This window comes from Haloferax gibbonsii ATCC 33959, from assembly GCF_000336775.1.
Taxonomy (GTDB): domain Archaea; phylum Halobacteriota; class Halobacteria; order Halobacteriales; family Haloferacaceae; genus Haloferax; species Haloferax gibbonsii.
The window spans coordinates 25155-38834 of record NZ_AOLJ01000024.1; the positions used below are offsets into that span (position 1 = coordinate 25155).

The window sequence follows — 13680 nt, forward strand, 5'->3', positions numbered from 1 at the left end:
CAGCCCGCGATATGGAGGTGATACCATGTCCACAGACGAGAACGACACCGCCGAGGAGTCCTCGGCGAGCCCACGGACCCAGTCCGTGGACGTGGTGGTCGTCGGCGCGGGAACCTCCGGCTGTTACGCCGCCGCCACCATCGCGAACGCGGGCTACGACGTGACCATCGTCGAGCGAAAGTCCGCGGAGGAAGCGGGGCACATCGCCTGCGGGGACGCCCTGAAGGGCGCGGACGCCTTCCCCGAGGCGATTCCGAAGTCGAAAATCGAGCCCGCGTTCACCAACACCGAGGTCGACCACGGCCGCTTCGAGATTCCGCAGGAGGACACCGTCCTCGATATCCCGGTCCCCGGCGAACTCGCCGTCATCGACCGCTGGGAGTACGGCCGCCTCATCATCGAGGGCGCGGACGAGGCCGGTGTCGAACTCCACTACGACACGGTCGTCCAGGACGTGAAACAGGACGACGACGGCACCGTCACCGGCATCGTCGGCAAACACGACGGCGAGGTCGTCGAGTACGACGCCGACATCGTCATCGACGGCGCGGGCTCGCTGTCGCTCCTGCAGGACAAGGTGGACTTCTCCGACGCCACCTTCGACACGAACGTCTCCTACCAGCACTTCTCGTCGGCGTACCGCGAGGTCGTCGAGGTTCCCGAACCCGTCGAGTGGTCCGACGCGCTCGTGTTCAAGCCGGCCGAGGTCGCCGCGGGCTACGTCTGGTACTTCCCGCGGACCGAGACCGAAATCAACGCCGGTCTCGGCTTCCAGATGACGGAGGAGCCGATGAAGCTCGTCGACGACCTGAAGAAGGACCTCCGGGAGCGCCCCGAGTTCGAGGGCGCGGAGGTCATCGACAAGCTCGGTGCCGCGCTCCCGACCCGCCGGCCCTACGACTCGGCGACCGCGCCGGGCTACATGGCCGTCGGCGACGCCGCGGCCCACGTCAACCCGACGACCGGCGGCGGCATCGCCGGCGCGGCCTACGCCGGCAAGTACGCCGGCGAGCAGGCCGCAATCGCGCTCGACGCGGGCGACGTGAGCGAGGAGATGCTCTGGCGCTACAACCAGCGCGTCATGGACCACTTCGGCGGCCGCTACGCCAGCCTCGACGTGTACAACATCCTCTCGACCGCCGTCGACGTGGACGACCTGATGGGCCTCATCGCCTCCATCCCCGGCGAGAAGCTCGCCGAGGCGCTCTACTCCGGAACGACCTCGTTCGGCCCCGTCCTCCTCGCGCAGACCGCGGCGTCGAGCTACGGTCACTGGAGCCAGATTTACGAGTTCTTCAAAATCAAGCGCCTCGCCGACGAACTGCTGGCCCACTACGGCCGCTACCCGACCCGACCGAGCGCCCTCGAGGGCTGGAAGGTCGAGCGGGACCGCATCATGGACGACATCTACGAACTCACGGGCGCGGACCCGAAGTACTGACCTCGGACTCCGCCGCGAACGAGACGTTTCGGAACTCGAACCGGGCACCCCCGTTTTCGCCGTCCGTCGCCGCCACCTCCCAGCCGTGCGCGTCGGCGACGCCGGAGACGATAGCGAGGCCGAGGCCGGTCCCCCGCGAGTCGGTGCTGTAGCCCGACTCGAAGATGCGCTCCCGTTCTTCCGGTGGGATGCCGGGGCCGTCGTCCTCGACGAAGAAGCCGTCTTCCAGCGGACCGACCCGGACGTTGACGCCGGGCGTTCCCCCGTCAGTGGCGTCCGGCACCGGTCGTCTGACCCCCGGATTCGGTGCCTCGTCGGCCGACGGTCGACCACCTGCCGCGCCGCGCTCGACGGCGTCAGACGCGGTCTGGTCGCCTGTCGAACTGCGTTCGACAGCGTCACCGGACACAGTCCGGTTGCCTGTGGAACCGTGTTCCACAGCGTCGTCGGATGAAATCCGACTGCCCGTGGAACCCTGTTCCACAGCGTCGTCGGGACCCTCCCGACGGCCTGTAGAACCGTGTTCCACCGAGTTCCGAAACAGGTTCTCGAAGACGGCGGTGAGCCGTCCCCTGTCGGCGAGGAGTTCCGCGTCGGCCTCGACGGTCAGGCCCGACGCGCCGAGACTGGTGTTCGTCACCGCGTCCGCGGCCACGGTGGCGAGGCTGACGCGCTCGACCTCGCCGACCGACTCGCCGGCTCGGGCGAGCTGTAACACGTCTTGGATGAGCGCCTCCATCCGGTCGTGGGCGTCGGCGACCGTCGAGAGGTGCTCCGTCCCGTGGCCGTCGCGGGCGAGTTCGAGCCGCATCTGGGCGACGTTCAGCGGGTTTCTGAGGTCGTGCGTGATGACCGACGCGAACTGGTCGAGCCGGTCGTTGCGGCGGCGGAGGTCCGTCTCGCGGGCGTCGCGGTGGGTCGACCACCGGACCGCGCCGACCGCGAGCGCGGCGGACCCGACGAGAAGCGCTCCGTCCTCGAAGACGAGCGTGAACGCCTCGGGCTGGACGACGACCTCGTCGACCGCGTCGCTGACGGCGTAGACGGCGACCAGCGCGGTCCCGACGTACAACGGCCGCCAAATCGTCTGCACATCGCGGACGCTCCCGACGACGAACGCGCCGGCGAGCGGAATCGGAACCAAGAGGAGTTCCACGGCGAACCGGAGCCAGTGAACCTCGGGGCTGTCGGGGAAGACGGCGACTTGGACGACCGCGACGCCGACGGCGATGCCGACGACTGCGAGACCCGGACGCAGGTCTGCGTCTTCGGTCGATTCACCTCCGAGGAGCCCCATCGCTGGCGGCTATGCACGGGGGGGACAAATAACCGCTGGCGGTTCGTCGCGGGCGATCCGGTCGAGCGCGAGTCAGCTCCGACGAGCCGAGGTGGCCGTAAATCGCTCAAGCGGCGCTCTCGGCGCGACTCAGCGTTTCTTCGCTCGACTCAGGGGCGGCCGGCGGCGATTCGTTCGACGCTGCCGGCGAGCACGTCCACGGCGATGCGGATGGTTTCCTCGTCCACGTCGAACGTTCGGGTGTGGTGGCCGCCGGGGTGGTCGGTGCCGACGCCGACGTAGGCCGCGAGGCCGCCGCGGTCCTGGACGTACTGCATGAGGTAGGTCGCGTCCTCGCTGCCGCCGAGGTCGTCGCTTTCGAGAATCGAGGTGACGCCCTCGACCCCCTCGCTCACGCCGCCGACGATGGCCGCGAGCGCGTCGTCGCTCCGGGCGCTCGGGGCCTTCCCCTCGACCCCGATTTCGACCTCGCAGTCGTGCATCGCGGCCGCCGACTCGATGACGGTGTGGGCGCGGTCTTCCATGTACTCCATGAGCTCCGTCGTCGCGCCGCGCACCTCGCCTTCGATGAACGCCTCCTCGGCGACGATGTTCGTGGCCGTGCCGCCGCCCATCAGGCCGACGTTGACGCGGGTCGGTCCGTCGGAGTGCCGGGAGATACCGTAGAGGTTCTGCGTGGCCGCCGCGGCCGCGAGGTTCGCGTTCTTTCCCTCCTCGGGCTTCGCGCCCGCGTGGGCCGGCGCGCCGGTGAACTCGGCGCGGAAGTGCGACACCGCGAGGAAACCGCCGACGCCGCAGACGACCTCGCCGGTCGGGTGGTCGAGACCGACGTGAAGCGCGAGCAGGTAGTCAACGTCGTCGAGGTGGCCGCCCTCGGCGACGGCCTTCCCGCCGGCGACCTGTTCTTCGCTCGGCTGGAAGAACACCTTGAACGTCCCCTCGAAGTCGGACTCGACGACGGCGTCGAGGACGCCGATACCGATTGTCGCGTGGGCGTCGTGGCCGCAGGCGTGCATGAAGCCCTCGTTCTCGGAGCGGAAGCCCTCGGCGGCCGGGAGGTGGTCGCCGTCCTCGGATTCGGTGATTGGGAGCGCGTCGATGTCGACGCGGAGCCCGACGGTCGGGCCCTCGCCGCGTTCGACGACCGCGACCGCGCCGGTGTAGCCGCCGACGAGGCGGTCGAGAACGTCCTCGCGCGCGCCGGCCTCGCGGGCCCGCTCGAACCACGCGTCGAGTTCGGCGTCGTCGGGGACGGCCATGCGCTCGTCGGCGTCGAGTATCTCCGGGCCGACGTAGAGCGCGTCGAGGTCGCGCGTCTCCAGTTCGTCGACGAGGCGGGCGGTGGTGTAGAACTCGCGCCACGCGGGTTCGGGGTGGCGGTGCAGGTCGCGGCGAAGCGAGACGAGGTCGTCCATCGTCGCTCGGTGGCTCATGTCCGGACTCTTTTCTCCCGGCGATGATAAACGCTCCCGACGGTTCGTGGCCGAGAAACTCAAGTTTGGAAGAAATAGTTGGAGGAAATTCGTGCCTATTATATATCACAGTCAATCTCTGACAAACGATGCCAGAAGAACCGGACATCGAGCTCAGTTTCCGTGGCGGGCGCCTCGTGAGCGCCCTGCCCATCGCCCTGTTCATCGCGTGGGCGATTTTCCAGAGTGGTATCCTCGGTATCGGCGATACGACCGGCCTCGTCGCGGGGATGCTGACAGGACTCATCGTGGGACTACTGTTCGTCCGGGGAGATTGGAAGGACTACGCGGACGTCGTCTTCGCCGGCATGACCCGCCGGGTCGCCGCGACGGCGGTCGTCGCGTGGCTCTGGGCGGGCATGTTCGCCGAGACCATCCAGGTCGGCGGCTTCGTCGACGGCCTCGTCTGGGCGGCCACGGTCCTGAACGTCGGCCCGGGGCTGTTCCCGGCCGTGACGTTCCTGCTCGCGGCGCTGTTGGCGACCGGTATCGGCACCGGCTACGGCACCGCAATCGCCTTCACGAGTCTCGTCTTCCCGGCGGGGCTCCTCCTCGGTGCGAACCCCGTGTTGCTGTTCGGCGCGATTCTCTCCGGCGCGGTGTTCGGGGACAACCTCGCGCCCGTCAGTGACACCACCATCGTCTCCGCGGTCACGCAGGACGCCGATATCGGTGGCGTCGTCGCCTCGCGGGTGAAGTACGCCGTCGTCGCGGCGACGCTCGCAATCGCGGCGTACCTCGTCGCCGGCTTCGGAATCCCCGGCGTCTGGGGCGGCATGCCGCACGTCGACGTGGCCGGCGAAGTCTCCGCGTCCGTGTCGCCGTGGGGACTCGTCCACCTGCTCGACATCGCCGTGGTCATCGCGCTCGCCGTCCGCGGCCGACACATCATCGAGGCCGTCTCGTGGGGACTGCTCCTCGCGGCGGCGTTCAACGTCGCGCTCGGCGCGGCGAACTTGGTGGACGTTTCGGTCGGGAGCATGCTCCTGTTCAGCGCGCCGCAGAACGGACTCACGCAGGCGGTCGAGGCGCTCCCGCTCCTCGGGGCCGTCGTCGAGACCGTCCCCGCGGGGCAGGTCGGCGTCGGCGGGAGCGTCTACTCCGGCGCGGCCGGCTTCTTCCCGCTCATCGTCCTGACGCTGCTGCTCGTCGCGGGCGCGGAAGTCATGCGCGCCGGCGGCGGCTTCGACGCGATTCAGGAACTCGTCATCGACCGCGTCGCCACGACGGTCCGCCGCGCGGAGACCACGATGGTCGTCGGGACGGCGCTCGTCAACGCGACGGTCACCATCAACACGGCGGCCGAAATCGCCATCGCGCCCTACGTCGCCACGCTCGGCAAGCGCTTCAACATCAACGGCTACCGCCGCGCCAACATCCTCGACGCCAACACCTCGGCGCTGGGGTACATCTTCCCGTGGGGCGGCGGCCTACTCGCGGGCTACGGGGCCATGCAGGGCCTCGTCGGCGGCGAGGCGACGCCGTGGTTCACGGCGGAGATGCTCGTGAACCCCGCGTCGGTCTTCCCCTACGTGTTCCACGGCTGGTTCCTCGTGGCGGTGTTCCTGTTCGCCGCGTGGACCGGCTACGGCCGCGAGTACGTCTCCGACCGTACGAGCGAGGAGGTGAGCCGCGTATGAGCCGCCTCGATAAGCTCTTGGCCGGCTGGACGTTCCGCACCGCGACGCCGACGTTCGAACCCGGCGAGGTCATCACGGCCTACGTCAGCGAGCGCAACGGCGACGGTCTCACCGTCCGCATCGGCGACTCGGTCATCCGGGTCGAAGACGGCCGAGGCGCGGCCGTCGAGGACAAGGTTCGGCTGGAGGTCACGTCGTTCGACGCGACCAATCACGTCGGTACCGGCGAGGTAGTCGAGGTCCTCGGGCCGGACGCCTGAGCGGTCGAAAAACAGACAAAAAAGCGCAGACCCGCGTCTTCTTTCGCGCTCCGTGACCGCCGTCAGCGACGGTGACCGAGCGGTTTCTTCTGTTCGACTTCGATTTCGAGGTGGACGCTGTCGGGGAACTCCTTGAGGCCGACCTCGCGGGCGATCTGGTCCGCGCCGTGGATTTCGAGCCGACGGGTGTACACGGGGTATGACCACGACGAGAACTGGTCGCCGGGCTGGAGCGTCCGATACTGCGGGACGCTCACCTGCTTCGGCTGGTCGGAGTGGGGGCCGCGGCACTCCGCGCCCTTCCGCTCGACGAACTGCTTGAGGTCGTCGACCACTCGGTCGAGGACCGCCTTATCACCGCTTTGAAAGGTGAGTTTTGTGACGAAGGCCATAGCTGGGTACTACTCCTTGTTGCACGCTCCGACGGTAAAAGCGCATCTACACGAACCGGGGACTCCGGGCTTCCGCCACCCGAATCCCGAACGAACGACCGTGCGAACGCGCTACAATCTCCGATACCCTCTTAAAGGGTGGCACGTTTATTTCGGGTAATGGCAGTCGAAGCGGTTAGCGCTGGAGCCATTCTCTTCCGCGACACCCGCGGCCGGAGGGAGTACTTACTCCTGAAGAGCCGTCCCGGGGACTGGGAGTTCCCGAAGGGCGGGGTCGAAGGGGACGAGGAGCTTCAGCAAACGGCAATCAGGGAGGTCAAAGAGGAGGCGGGAATCCAAGATTTCCGTCTCATCGACGGCTTCCGCGAGGACTACAGCTACGTCTTCGAGGCGAACGGTACGACGATTCACAAGACGGTTCACCTCTTCATCGCGCGCTCGTTCGAGGCGTCCGCGGAGCTCTCGACAGAGCACCGCGACCTCCAGTGGCGCGACTACGAGCAGGCCATCAACACCATCACGCAGGACGGCCCCCGCGAGATATTCGAGCGCGCACACGAGTTCCTCGACGAACTCGCCGAGCGGAACGAGGGCGAACACAAGTACCTGAAGTAGCGTCGGTCGGTTCGACCGACGCCCGAGACGCGACGAGAGCGAGCGACAGCGCCGCGAGTCGGCGCGGGGGCAACACCCGCGGCGTCGTCTGCGTCGTCGTCGGGTCGCACCCCGAAGCCACCCGACCGAAACGCCTTCGGCTTCCCGCCGCAACTCCCGGTCGTGAGCGACGCCGCCGACCGCGACCCCGAGTTCGCCTTCGAGCTGCGGGTCTGCCGCTGGGCCGAGCGCGCGTGGCACCCCGACGGCCCGCGCCCCGCGTTCGTCGCCCGACAGCTCGGCACCCGAGAGCGCCGCTGGGACACCGTCGTCGTGGAGGTCGACCCCGAGGCGTTCGCCGCCCGGCGCGCCCTCTCGACCGACGGCTTCGACTCCGACCTCTTGCGCGTCGTCCGCCACGCGCCCGCCGAGTGGGCGTGGTACCGAGACGCCATTCCCGAACCGGATTTCCCGTGGCGACACGTCGTGCCGGCGGTCCACCGCGCCGCGGGGCTCGGACTGGTCGAGAAGCGCCGCGGCTCGCGGAACCGCGTCGAGTACCGCCGGACCGCCCCGTACCCCGACTGGGTCGAGCGCGTCGTCGCCATCGAGAACAAGCCGGACCTCGACGCCAGCGCCGCCCGCGCGCTCGCTGACCAACTCGAACACGACGTGTCGCGGGCGCTCGCCGACGAGGTCTGGGTCGCCACCGAGGTGACGGGCCGGCGGGTCGAACCCGCTCTGTTGGAGGACCTGCCGGTCGAAGTCGGCATCCTCGGCGTCGACGGCGACTCGGCGGAGGTGCTGTGGCATCCGAGTTCGCTCTCGCCCGACCCCGACGACGCCCGGCGGCGACTCGTCCTCGCCGAGCGGGCCTACGACCGCGGCTGGCGGAACTACGTGGACACGATGCGCCCCGACTGCCGGCACTTCGAACTCGACCGGCGCGGGCGGGCGCTCGTCCCGCGGTGCGCCGCGAAAGACTGCTATCAGAGCCAGCGCGAGTGCGCCCACTCGTGTCCGTCGTTCGAGCCGGAGCCCCCGGCGTGGCGGATGAAGGGCTGGCCCATCGAGGGCGGCCCCGGCAAGGGCGTGCGCCGGATTCTGGACGCGCGGCGCGAGCGCGCCAGAGACCGTGCCGAACGCGATAGTGAGAACGCCTAAATTCGCGCCCCTCTGACCGGGCAGTATGGAGCGATTCCAGAACACGAGCCTGCCGGACTGGGACTGGTGGGGAAAGCTCTGGCCGACGCCGGGCGAGACGCTTCGGGAACTCGGACTGTCGACCGGCGACACCGTCGTCGAAATCGGCTGCGGAAACGGCTACTTCGCGCTCCCAGCGGCGCGAATCGTCGCGCCGGCCCCAGTGTACGCGGTTGACCTCGACGACCGACTGCTCGCGGAACTCGAACACCTCGCCGACCAGCAGCGCATCGACAACGTGGCGACGGTTCGCGGCGACGCCCGCGAGCTATCGGCGCACGTGTCCGACCCCGTCGACGTGGCGCTCTTCGCGAACGCGTTCCACGGGGTCGACGACCGCGACGAGTTCCTGACGGAAGTCGAGTCGGTCCTCGCCGACGACGGCCGGTTCGTCGTCGTCAACTGGCGACCGCTCCCCCGGTCGGAGACGACCGTGGCCGGCGAGCCCCGCGGCCCGCCGACCGAGCTACGGCTCGGTCCCGAAGAGACCGCCGCGATAGTCGAGGACGCGACCGGCCTCGCGGTGACGGCGGAAATCGACATCCCGCCGTACCACTACGCGCTGGTGTTCGAGCGGCGAGCGTAGCGACCGTGGAACGGGGGATTAGACGACTTCCACGTCGACCTCGTCGCGCTCGACGGCGAGGCGGAACGTGGGGACGGTTCGGTAGACGACCTCGATGACGCCCTTGCGGCGGAGGCTCTGGAGCGCCCGGCGCACGTCGTCCACGTCGGGGTCGATGTCGAACTCCTCTCGGAGCTTGTTGAGGACGCTGACGACGCTCTCGGAGCGCTCGTCGGGGCCGGCGACGACCTCGAAGACGCGGGCTTCGAGCGAGGGGACGCGGATGACGCTCGGTACGGACTCGGCCTCGTCGTCGCCCTCGACGCCGGGTTCGACGCCGACGAGTTCGGCGGCCTCGGCCGTCGCGCGGATGAGGCTGTTGTCGTCGCGGTAGTAGTAGTCTTTGAGCTCGGACTCGAGGTAGCGGTGGACTTCGCTCCCGCTTTCGAGGTCCCAGCGGTTCTGTAACTCCTTGTTCTTCGTCGGCTGGAGCCGGACGATGTCGGCGAGGCGTTCTTTCGCCTCGTCGGAGAGCGTCATATCGGTGGATTCGACGGAGGGGGTATAACGTTGTTCTGGATTCTTCAGCGCGACCGCGGAACGTTAATTATTATCCCTGTCCCTTGCGTCGGCTCGACCATGAGCTGGGACACCCTCCGACTCGACTGGGACGGCGACGTGGCGACCATCACCATCGACCGCCCCGAGCAGATGAACGCGCTCAACGCGGACACGCTCGACGCGCTCGAAGACGCGCTCGACGAGGCCGAAGACGGCGGCGCGCGGGTGGTCGTCCTCACCGGCGCGGGCGAGAAGGCGTTCATCGCGGGCGCGGACATCGGCTACATGAAGGACATCGGGTCGCCCGCCGCGCAGGCGTACGCCGAGCAGGGTCACCGCATCGCGACGCGCTTGGAGGAGTTCCCCGCGCCGACCATCGCGGCCATCAACGGCTACGCCTTCGGCGGCGGCATGGAGTTCGCGCTGGCGTGCGACCTCCGGGTCGCCTCCGAGCGCGCGCTGCTCGGTCAGACCGAAATCGACCTCGGCATCATGCCCGGGTGGGGCGGGAGCGTCCGCCTGCCGGCGCTCGTCGGCGACGAAGTCGCCCGTCGACTCATCTTCTTCGGCGAGCGCATCGACGCCAGCGACGCCCACGAGTACGGCATCGTCGGCGAGGTCGTGGCCCACGACCAACTCGACTCGCACGTCGAGGACCTCGCCGCGGACCTCGCGTCGAAGCCGCGACACGCCCTCGCGGGCGCGAAAGCCGCCATCAACATGTCCCACGACGCCCCGCGGGACGCCGCGCTCGACTTCGAGGCCCGCGTCTGGAGCGGCCTGTTCGGCACCCACGACCAGCGCGAAGGGATGGACGCCTTCCTCGACAAGCGCGACCCCGACTTCGAGTAGGAAACCGACGGGAAGCCCCGTTTCGACGGCGCAATCGGTCAATTAGCTTCGTCCGTACTCAGTGATACCCGTGCTAGCACGGCTCCTACAACTGCTAAGGCGCTGCATGTATAATGAATAATCGTGCAAGATTCCATCACGCTCGGCCGCGTCGAATCCCTCCTCGAAGACCTCTCGTACCCGGTCTCGCGCCGGGACGCCGCGGCCTCCCTCGACGGTGTGACGGTGCTCATGGCCGACGGGAACGCCGACCTCGGCGAGTTGGTCGGGAACTGCCTCACGGCCGAGTTCGCCGACGCGAAGGACCTGTACTACGAACTGAACAACGCGATGCCGATCGAGGCGCTCGGCGAGCCGGGGCAGTCCGACGGCGACGCCTGAGCCGCCCGTTCGACACCGGCTTTTTTAGCGCTCACCCCGCGAGCGGGGCGCAATCCTGACGCTTAAGTCCCTCAAGCGGTAGGACGTACTATCATGGAGTTTTGCGACGACTGCGGGTCCCTGATGACGCCGCAAGACGGCGTCTGGGTCTGTCCGAACGGCCACGAGAAAGCGCGCGACAGCGAAAAGGAAAAATCGATGGTCACGACCGAGGGCCAAGAGTCCAGCGAGGTCGTCGACATGTCCGACGTGGACAACGCCGACATCGGCCCGACGACGAAGACCATCTGCCCGAAGTGCGGCCACGACGTGGCGCGCTACGAGATGAAGCAGATCCGCTCGGCCGACGAGTCCGAGACGCGTTTCTTCACCTGCGTCGAGTGCGACCACAAGTGGCGCGAAGACGACCACTGAGCGACTCGCCTTTTTCAGCCCTCCGTCCGTAACGCGGGGTATGTCCGACGCGCTCGCCCCGCCGACGCTCCCGCCGCTCGAGGGGTGGGTCCGCGTCGACGACGCGACCGACCGGCCGTTCGAACTCGGTCCCGTCAGCGTCGTCGCCCGAACCGTCGTCTACGAGGACGCCACCATCCGCGAGCGCGTCCCGGCGACCGCCGACGGCCCGTGGCGCTTCCTGTTCGCCAGCCGCCTCGAAATTCGGCCGCACACGCCGCCGTCGAAGGCGCTGACGAAACTGGTCGGCAAGCGCGCGAGCGCCGGTTTCGAATCCCGCCTCGGAGCGCGCGGCTTCTCGGACGTTCGGCGCGTCGAGTCGCGGACGCTTCGGGTTCGAGTCGGTGGCGGCGACGAGACTGGTTCCGCCGGCGACGGCGGGACCGAAGCCGAGGCCGACGTGGTCCGGTACGCCGCGACCGTCGAACTCGCGGGGGTCGAACTCGCGGCCGACGCCTACCTCGCGGTGACGCCGGTCGACGGCGAGTTCCTCCTGACCGGCGGCGCGTACCCCCGCGAGGTCCGCGGCGGCGACGCGGAGACGGCGGCGGCGCTCCGCGAGGTAATCGAGCCGGAGCGGTTCAGAGAAGAGCTGTTTCGCGTGATTCGCCGCGTCGGGTGAGGCGACGCCGACGGACCGAAAGCGGGGCTGGCCCGGCGGCGTCGGCGTCGTTCACTCGTTGCGGGCGAAGACGAGGTAGCCGGTGTGGCCGACGCCGGCGGTCGAGGGGCGCGACCCGCGGTCGTTGAAGTCCATGTGCCGCTGAATCGTCTCGAACGTCTCCACGTCCGACAGGCCCGCCTCTCTTGCGGCTTCGACGGCCGCGCGCGTGCCCTCCACGAACGGGGAGTAGACGGCGACGTAGCCGCCGGTCACGAGGAGGTCCGGCGCGTGTCGGACGACCTCGGGCGCGTTCTCGGTGTCGAGGGTGAGCACGTCGAACGCCGACGCCGCGAGGTCGTCGACCTCGTCTGTGATGTCGCCGGTGCGAACGTCGACGCGCTCTTCCACGCCGGCGAGTCGCATGTTCTCGCGGGCGACGTCGGCGAACTCGGCGTCGCGTTCGAACGTCGTCACGTCGACGCCGAGGCGACCGAGGTACGCCGAGAGGACGCCCGTGCCGGTGCCCGCGTCGAGGACGCGCTCGCCGGCCGCGACGCCGGTGTGGCCGACGATGAGGCCGATGTCGCGCGGCATCATCGGCGCGCCGGTGCGCTCGAAGTGGTTGAAGAGGTCCGGGCCGCGCGGCTCGCGGACGAGGAACTCCTCGCCGATGTGGGTTTCGAGCGTCTGGCCGGCTTCGACGTCCTCGGGGACGGTGAGCATCCCGAGGTCGGTGTGCAGCTCGTCGCCGGGCGCCCGGAGGTACTCCCGGTCGCCGTGGACGAGGAGTATCACTCCAGTCGCGAGATGGCCGCGGCGAGGTCGCCGTCTTCGGCCTCCAGCGCTTCGCGGGCCTCGTCTTCGGGGACGCCGGCGCGCTGGGCCACGATGGCCACGTCGTCTGCCGGGATGGCGTCGGCGGCCTGCGCGGCCTCGTCGTCGCCGTCGTCACCGGCACCGAGTTCGCGCGTCTCGGGCTCGCCGACGATTTGGTAGGTCTCCTGGCCCTGCGCGTCCATGCGCGTGACCTGCGCGTCAGAGAAGACGAGTTCCTCGTCGGCCGTCTTGATGACGACTTCCTCGGCATCGAGCTCCGTCACGTCGATGCCCATCTGCTTCATCATTTGCTGCATTTTGCGTGGGTTCATCCCGCCGCCTCCAAACATACCCGAAGGGTCGGGGTGAGCGCTCAAAAGCGTGGCGAACGTCGGTGCGCGGCGGGGCGAGCCCGGGCCGACGCTCGCTGGCTCACTCGACCCGCGTGCTGACCGCGAGACCGCTCCCGACCGGGAGGACGATGGTCTCGTACCGCGGGTCGGCCCGCACCGCGTCGAGGAACGCCGCGATGCCGCGGGTGTCGGCGTCGGCCCCGTCGAGCGCCTCAGCCTGCCCCTCGCTCCAGTCGGTGAGCGCGCCGAAGTCGACGGGGCCGCGCATCACGTTGTCGGCGACGACGACGCCGCCTTCCGTGACGCGGTCGGCGACGAGGTCGAACGCCTCGGCGTAGCGGTGTTTCTGGTGGTCCAAGAGCACGAGGTCGAACTCGCCGTCGACGCCCTCGAACAGGTCGAGCGCGTCGCCTTCGAGGAAGGTCGTCCGGTCGGCGAGGCCGGCGCGGTCGAGAAAGTCCCGCGCCATGTCGAGTTCGTGGGCGTCGTGTTCCGTCAGGTAGAGCTCGCCGTCGTCCGCCATCCCCTCGGCGAACCACGTCGCGGAGTAGCCGAAGCCGGAGCCGAACTCGAACAGCCGCTCCGCGTCCGCGAGGTGCGCGAGGACGCGGAGGACGCCGCCCGCTTCGGGGCCGATAATCGGGAAACCGTGCTCATCGGCGTACGCGGCCATCTCGGCCTGCACCGCGTCGTGTTCGGGCGCGGTCGCCGCGAGGAACCGCCGCGTCTCGTCGGTCAGGATGTCCATGGCGAAGCAGGGCGCGCGAGCGACATAAAATCGGTCGCAGCGGCCGGA

General features: G+C 69.0%; 17 protein-coding genes. 10 read left to right on the forward strand and 7 right to left on the reverse strand.

Annotation, left to right across the window (positions count from 1 at the left end):
- Positions 1-25 precede the first annotated feature (25 nt).
- The gene (locus C454_RS15415) at positions 26-1441 is read left to right on the forward strand and encodes a geranylgeranyl reductase family protein (RefSeq protein ID WP_004977119.1); all 1416 of its coding nucleotides are present in this window, start codon (positions 26-28) and stop codon (positions 1439-1441) included.
- On the opposite strand, the gene C454_RS15420 is transcribed toward C454_RS15415, so the two are convergent.
- Together C454_RS15420 and C454_RS15425 are read right to left on the reverse strand one after the other, a co-directional pair.
- Complete coding sequence (locus tag C454_RS15420) at positions 1416-2738, reverse strand: sensor histidine kinase (RefSeq protein ID WP_004977120.1); 1323 nt, start codon at positions 2736-2738, stop codon at positions 1416-1418. The genes C454_RS15415 and C454_RS15420 overlap by 26 nt on opposite strands.
- A gap of 149 nt (positions 2739-2887) precedes the next feature.
- The gene (locus C454_RS15425) at positions 2888-4171 is read right to left on the reverse strand and encodes an amidohydrolase (RefSeq protein WP_049905216.1); all 1284 of its coding nucleotides are present in this window, start codon (positions 4169-4171) and stop codon (positions 2888-2890) included.
- Between the two features lie 128 nt (positions 4172-4299).
- On the opposite strand from C454_RS15425, the gene C454_RS15430 reads away from it, so the two are divergent.
- Both C454_RS15430 and C454_RS15435 read left to right on the forward strand, forming a co-directional pair.
- Complete coding sequence (locus C454_RS15430) at positions 4300-5850, forward strand: Na+/H+ antiporter NhaC family protein (RefSeq protein WP_004977128.1); 1551 nt, start codon at positions 4300-4302, stop codon at positions 5848-5850.
- Positions 5847-6110, forward strand: coding sequence for a DUF7513 family protein (locus tag C454_RS15435; RefSeq protein ID WP_004977129.1), 264 nt, complete (start codon positions 5847-5849; stop codon positions 6108-6110). Before C454_RS15430 ends, C454_RS15435 begins: the two co-directional genes overlap by 4 nt.
- A 62-nt stretch (positions 6111-6172) precedes the next feature.
- Here the strand turns inward: C454_RS15435 and C454_RS15440 are convergent, their stop codons facing one another.
- On the reverse strand, positions 6173-6502 hold the full coding sequence (locus C454_RS15440) for an uS10/mL48 family ribosomal protein (RefSeq protein WP_004977130.1): 330 nt from the start codon (positions 6500-6502) through the stop codon (positions 6173-6175).
- 159 nt (positions 6503-6661) lie between these two features.
- Here C454_RS15440 and C454_RS15445 point away from each other — a divergent pair, with 159 nt between their 5' ends.
- The 3 genes from C454_RS15445 to C454_RS15455 all read left to right on the forward strand — a co-directional run bounded on the left by C454_RS15445 (position 6662) and on the right by C454_RS15455 (position 8885).
- The gene (locus C454_RS15445) at positions 6662-7117 is read left to right on the forward strand and encodes a bis(5'-nucleosyl)-tetraphosphatase (protein WP_004977131.1); all 456 of its coding nucleotides are present in this window, start codon (positions 6662-6664) and stop codon (positions 7115-7117) included.
- A 162-nt stretch (positions 7118-7279) separates the two neighbouring features.
- Positions 7280-8260, forward strand: coding sequence for a DUF5787 family protein (locus C454_RS15450; protein ID WP_004977132.1), 981 nt, complete (start codon positions 7280-7282; stop codon positions 8258-8260).
- Positions 8261-8285: 25 nt separating this feature from the next.
- A complete protein-coding gene (locus tag C454_RS15455) occupies positions 8286-8885 on the forward strand; it encodes a class I SAM-dependent methyltransferase (RefSeq protein WP_004977134.1) in 600 nt (199 codons plus the stop codon).
- 18 nt (positions 8886-8903) lie between these two features.
- On the opposite strand, the gene C454_RS15460 is transcribed toward C454_RS15455, so the two are convergent.
- Complete coding sequence (locus tag C454_RS15460; protein ID WP_004969904.1) at positions 8904-9404, reverse strand: DUF5797 family protein; 501 nt, start codon at positions 9402-9404, stop codon at positions 8904-8906.
- Between the two features lie 99 nt (positions 9405-9503).
- On the opposite strand from C454_RS15460, the gene C454_RS15465 reads away from it, so the two are divergent.
- From C454_RS15465 to C454_RS15480, 4 genes are all read left to right on the forward strand, one after another.
- Positions 9504-10277, forward strand: a complete 774-nt coding sequence (locus C454_RS15465; protein ID WP_004977135.1) for an enoyl-CoA hydratase/isomerase family protein — start codon at positions 9504-9506, stop codon at positions 10275-10277.
- Positions 10278-10400: 123 nt separating this feature from the next.
- The gene (locus C454_RS15470; RefSeq protein WP_004977136.1) at positions 10401-10658 is read left to right on the forward strand and encodes a DUF5789 family protein; all 258 of its coding nucleotides are present in this window, start codon (positions 10401-10403) and stop codon (positions 10656-10658) included.
- 93 nt (positions 10659-10751) lie between these two features.
- Complete coding sequence (locus C454_RS15475) at positions 10752-11072, forward strand: transcription factor S (protein WP_049905217.1); 321 nt, start codon at positions 10752-10754, stop codon at positions 11070-11072.
- Positions 11073-11112: 40 nt separating this feature from the next.
- A complete protein-coding gene (locus C454_RS15480) occupies positions 11113-11733 on the forward strand; it encodes a DUF6517 family protein (RefSeq protein WP_004977138.1) in 621 nt (206 codons plus the stop codon).
- 51 nt (positions 11734-11784) lie between these two features.
- Here the strand turns inward: C454_RS15480 and C454_RS15485 are convergent, their stop codons facing one another.
- The 3 genes from C454_RS15485 to C454_RS15495 all read right to left on the reverse strand — a co-directional run bounded on the left by C454_RS15485 (position 11785) and on the right by C454_RS15495 (position 13632).
- Positions 11785-12510 carry a methyltransferase domain-containing protein gene (locus C454_RS15485; protein WP_004977139.1) on the reverse strand — a complete coding sequence of 242 codons (726 nt, stop codon included), beginning with the start codon at positions 12508-12510 and terminating at the stop codon, positions 11785-11787.
- Positions 12507-12881, reverse strand: coding sequence for a nascent polypeptide-associated complex protein (locus C454_RS15490; RefSeq protein WP_081605244.1), 375 nt, complete (start codon positions 12879-12881; stop codon positions 12507-12509). The genes C454_RS15485 and C454_RS15490 overlap by 4 nt, the downstream gene beginning before the upstream one ends.
- 82 nt (positions 12882-12963) lie before the next feature.
- Positions 12964-13632 carry an O-methyltransferase gene (locus C454_RS15495; RefSeq protein WP_004977141.1) on the reverse strand — a complete coding sequence of 223 codons (669 nt, stop codon included), beginning with the start codon at positions 13630-13632 and terminating at the stop codon, positions 12964-12966.
- Between the last annotated feature and the right edge of the window lie 48 nt (positions 13633-13680).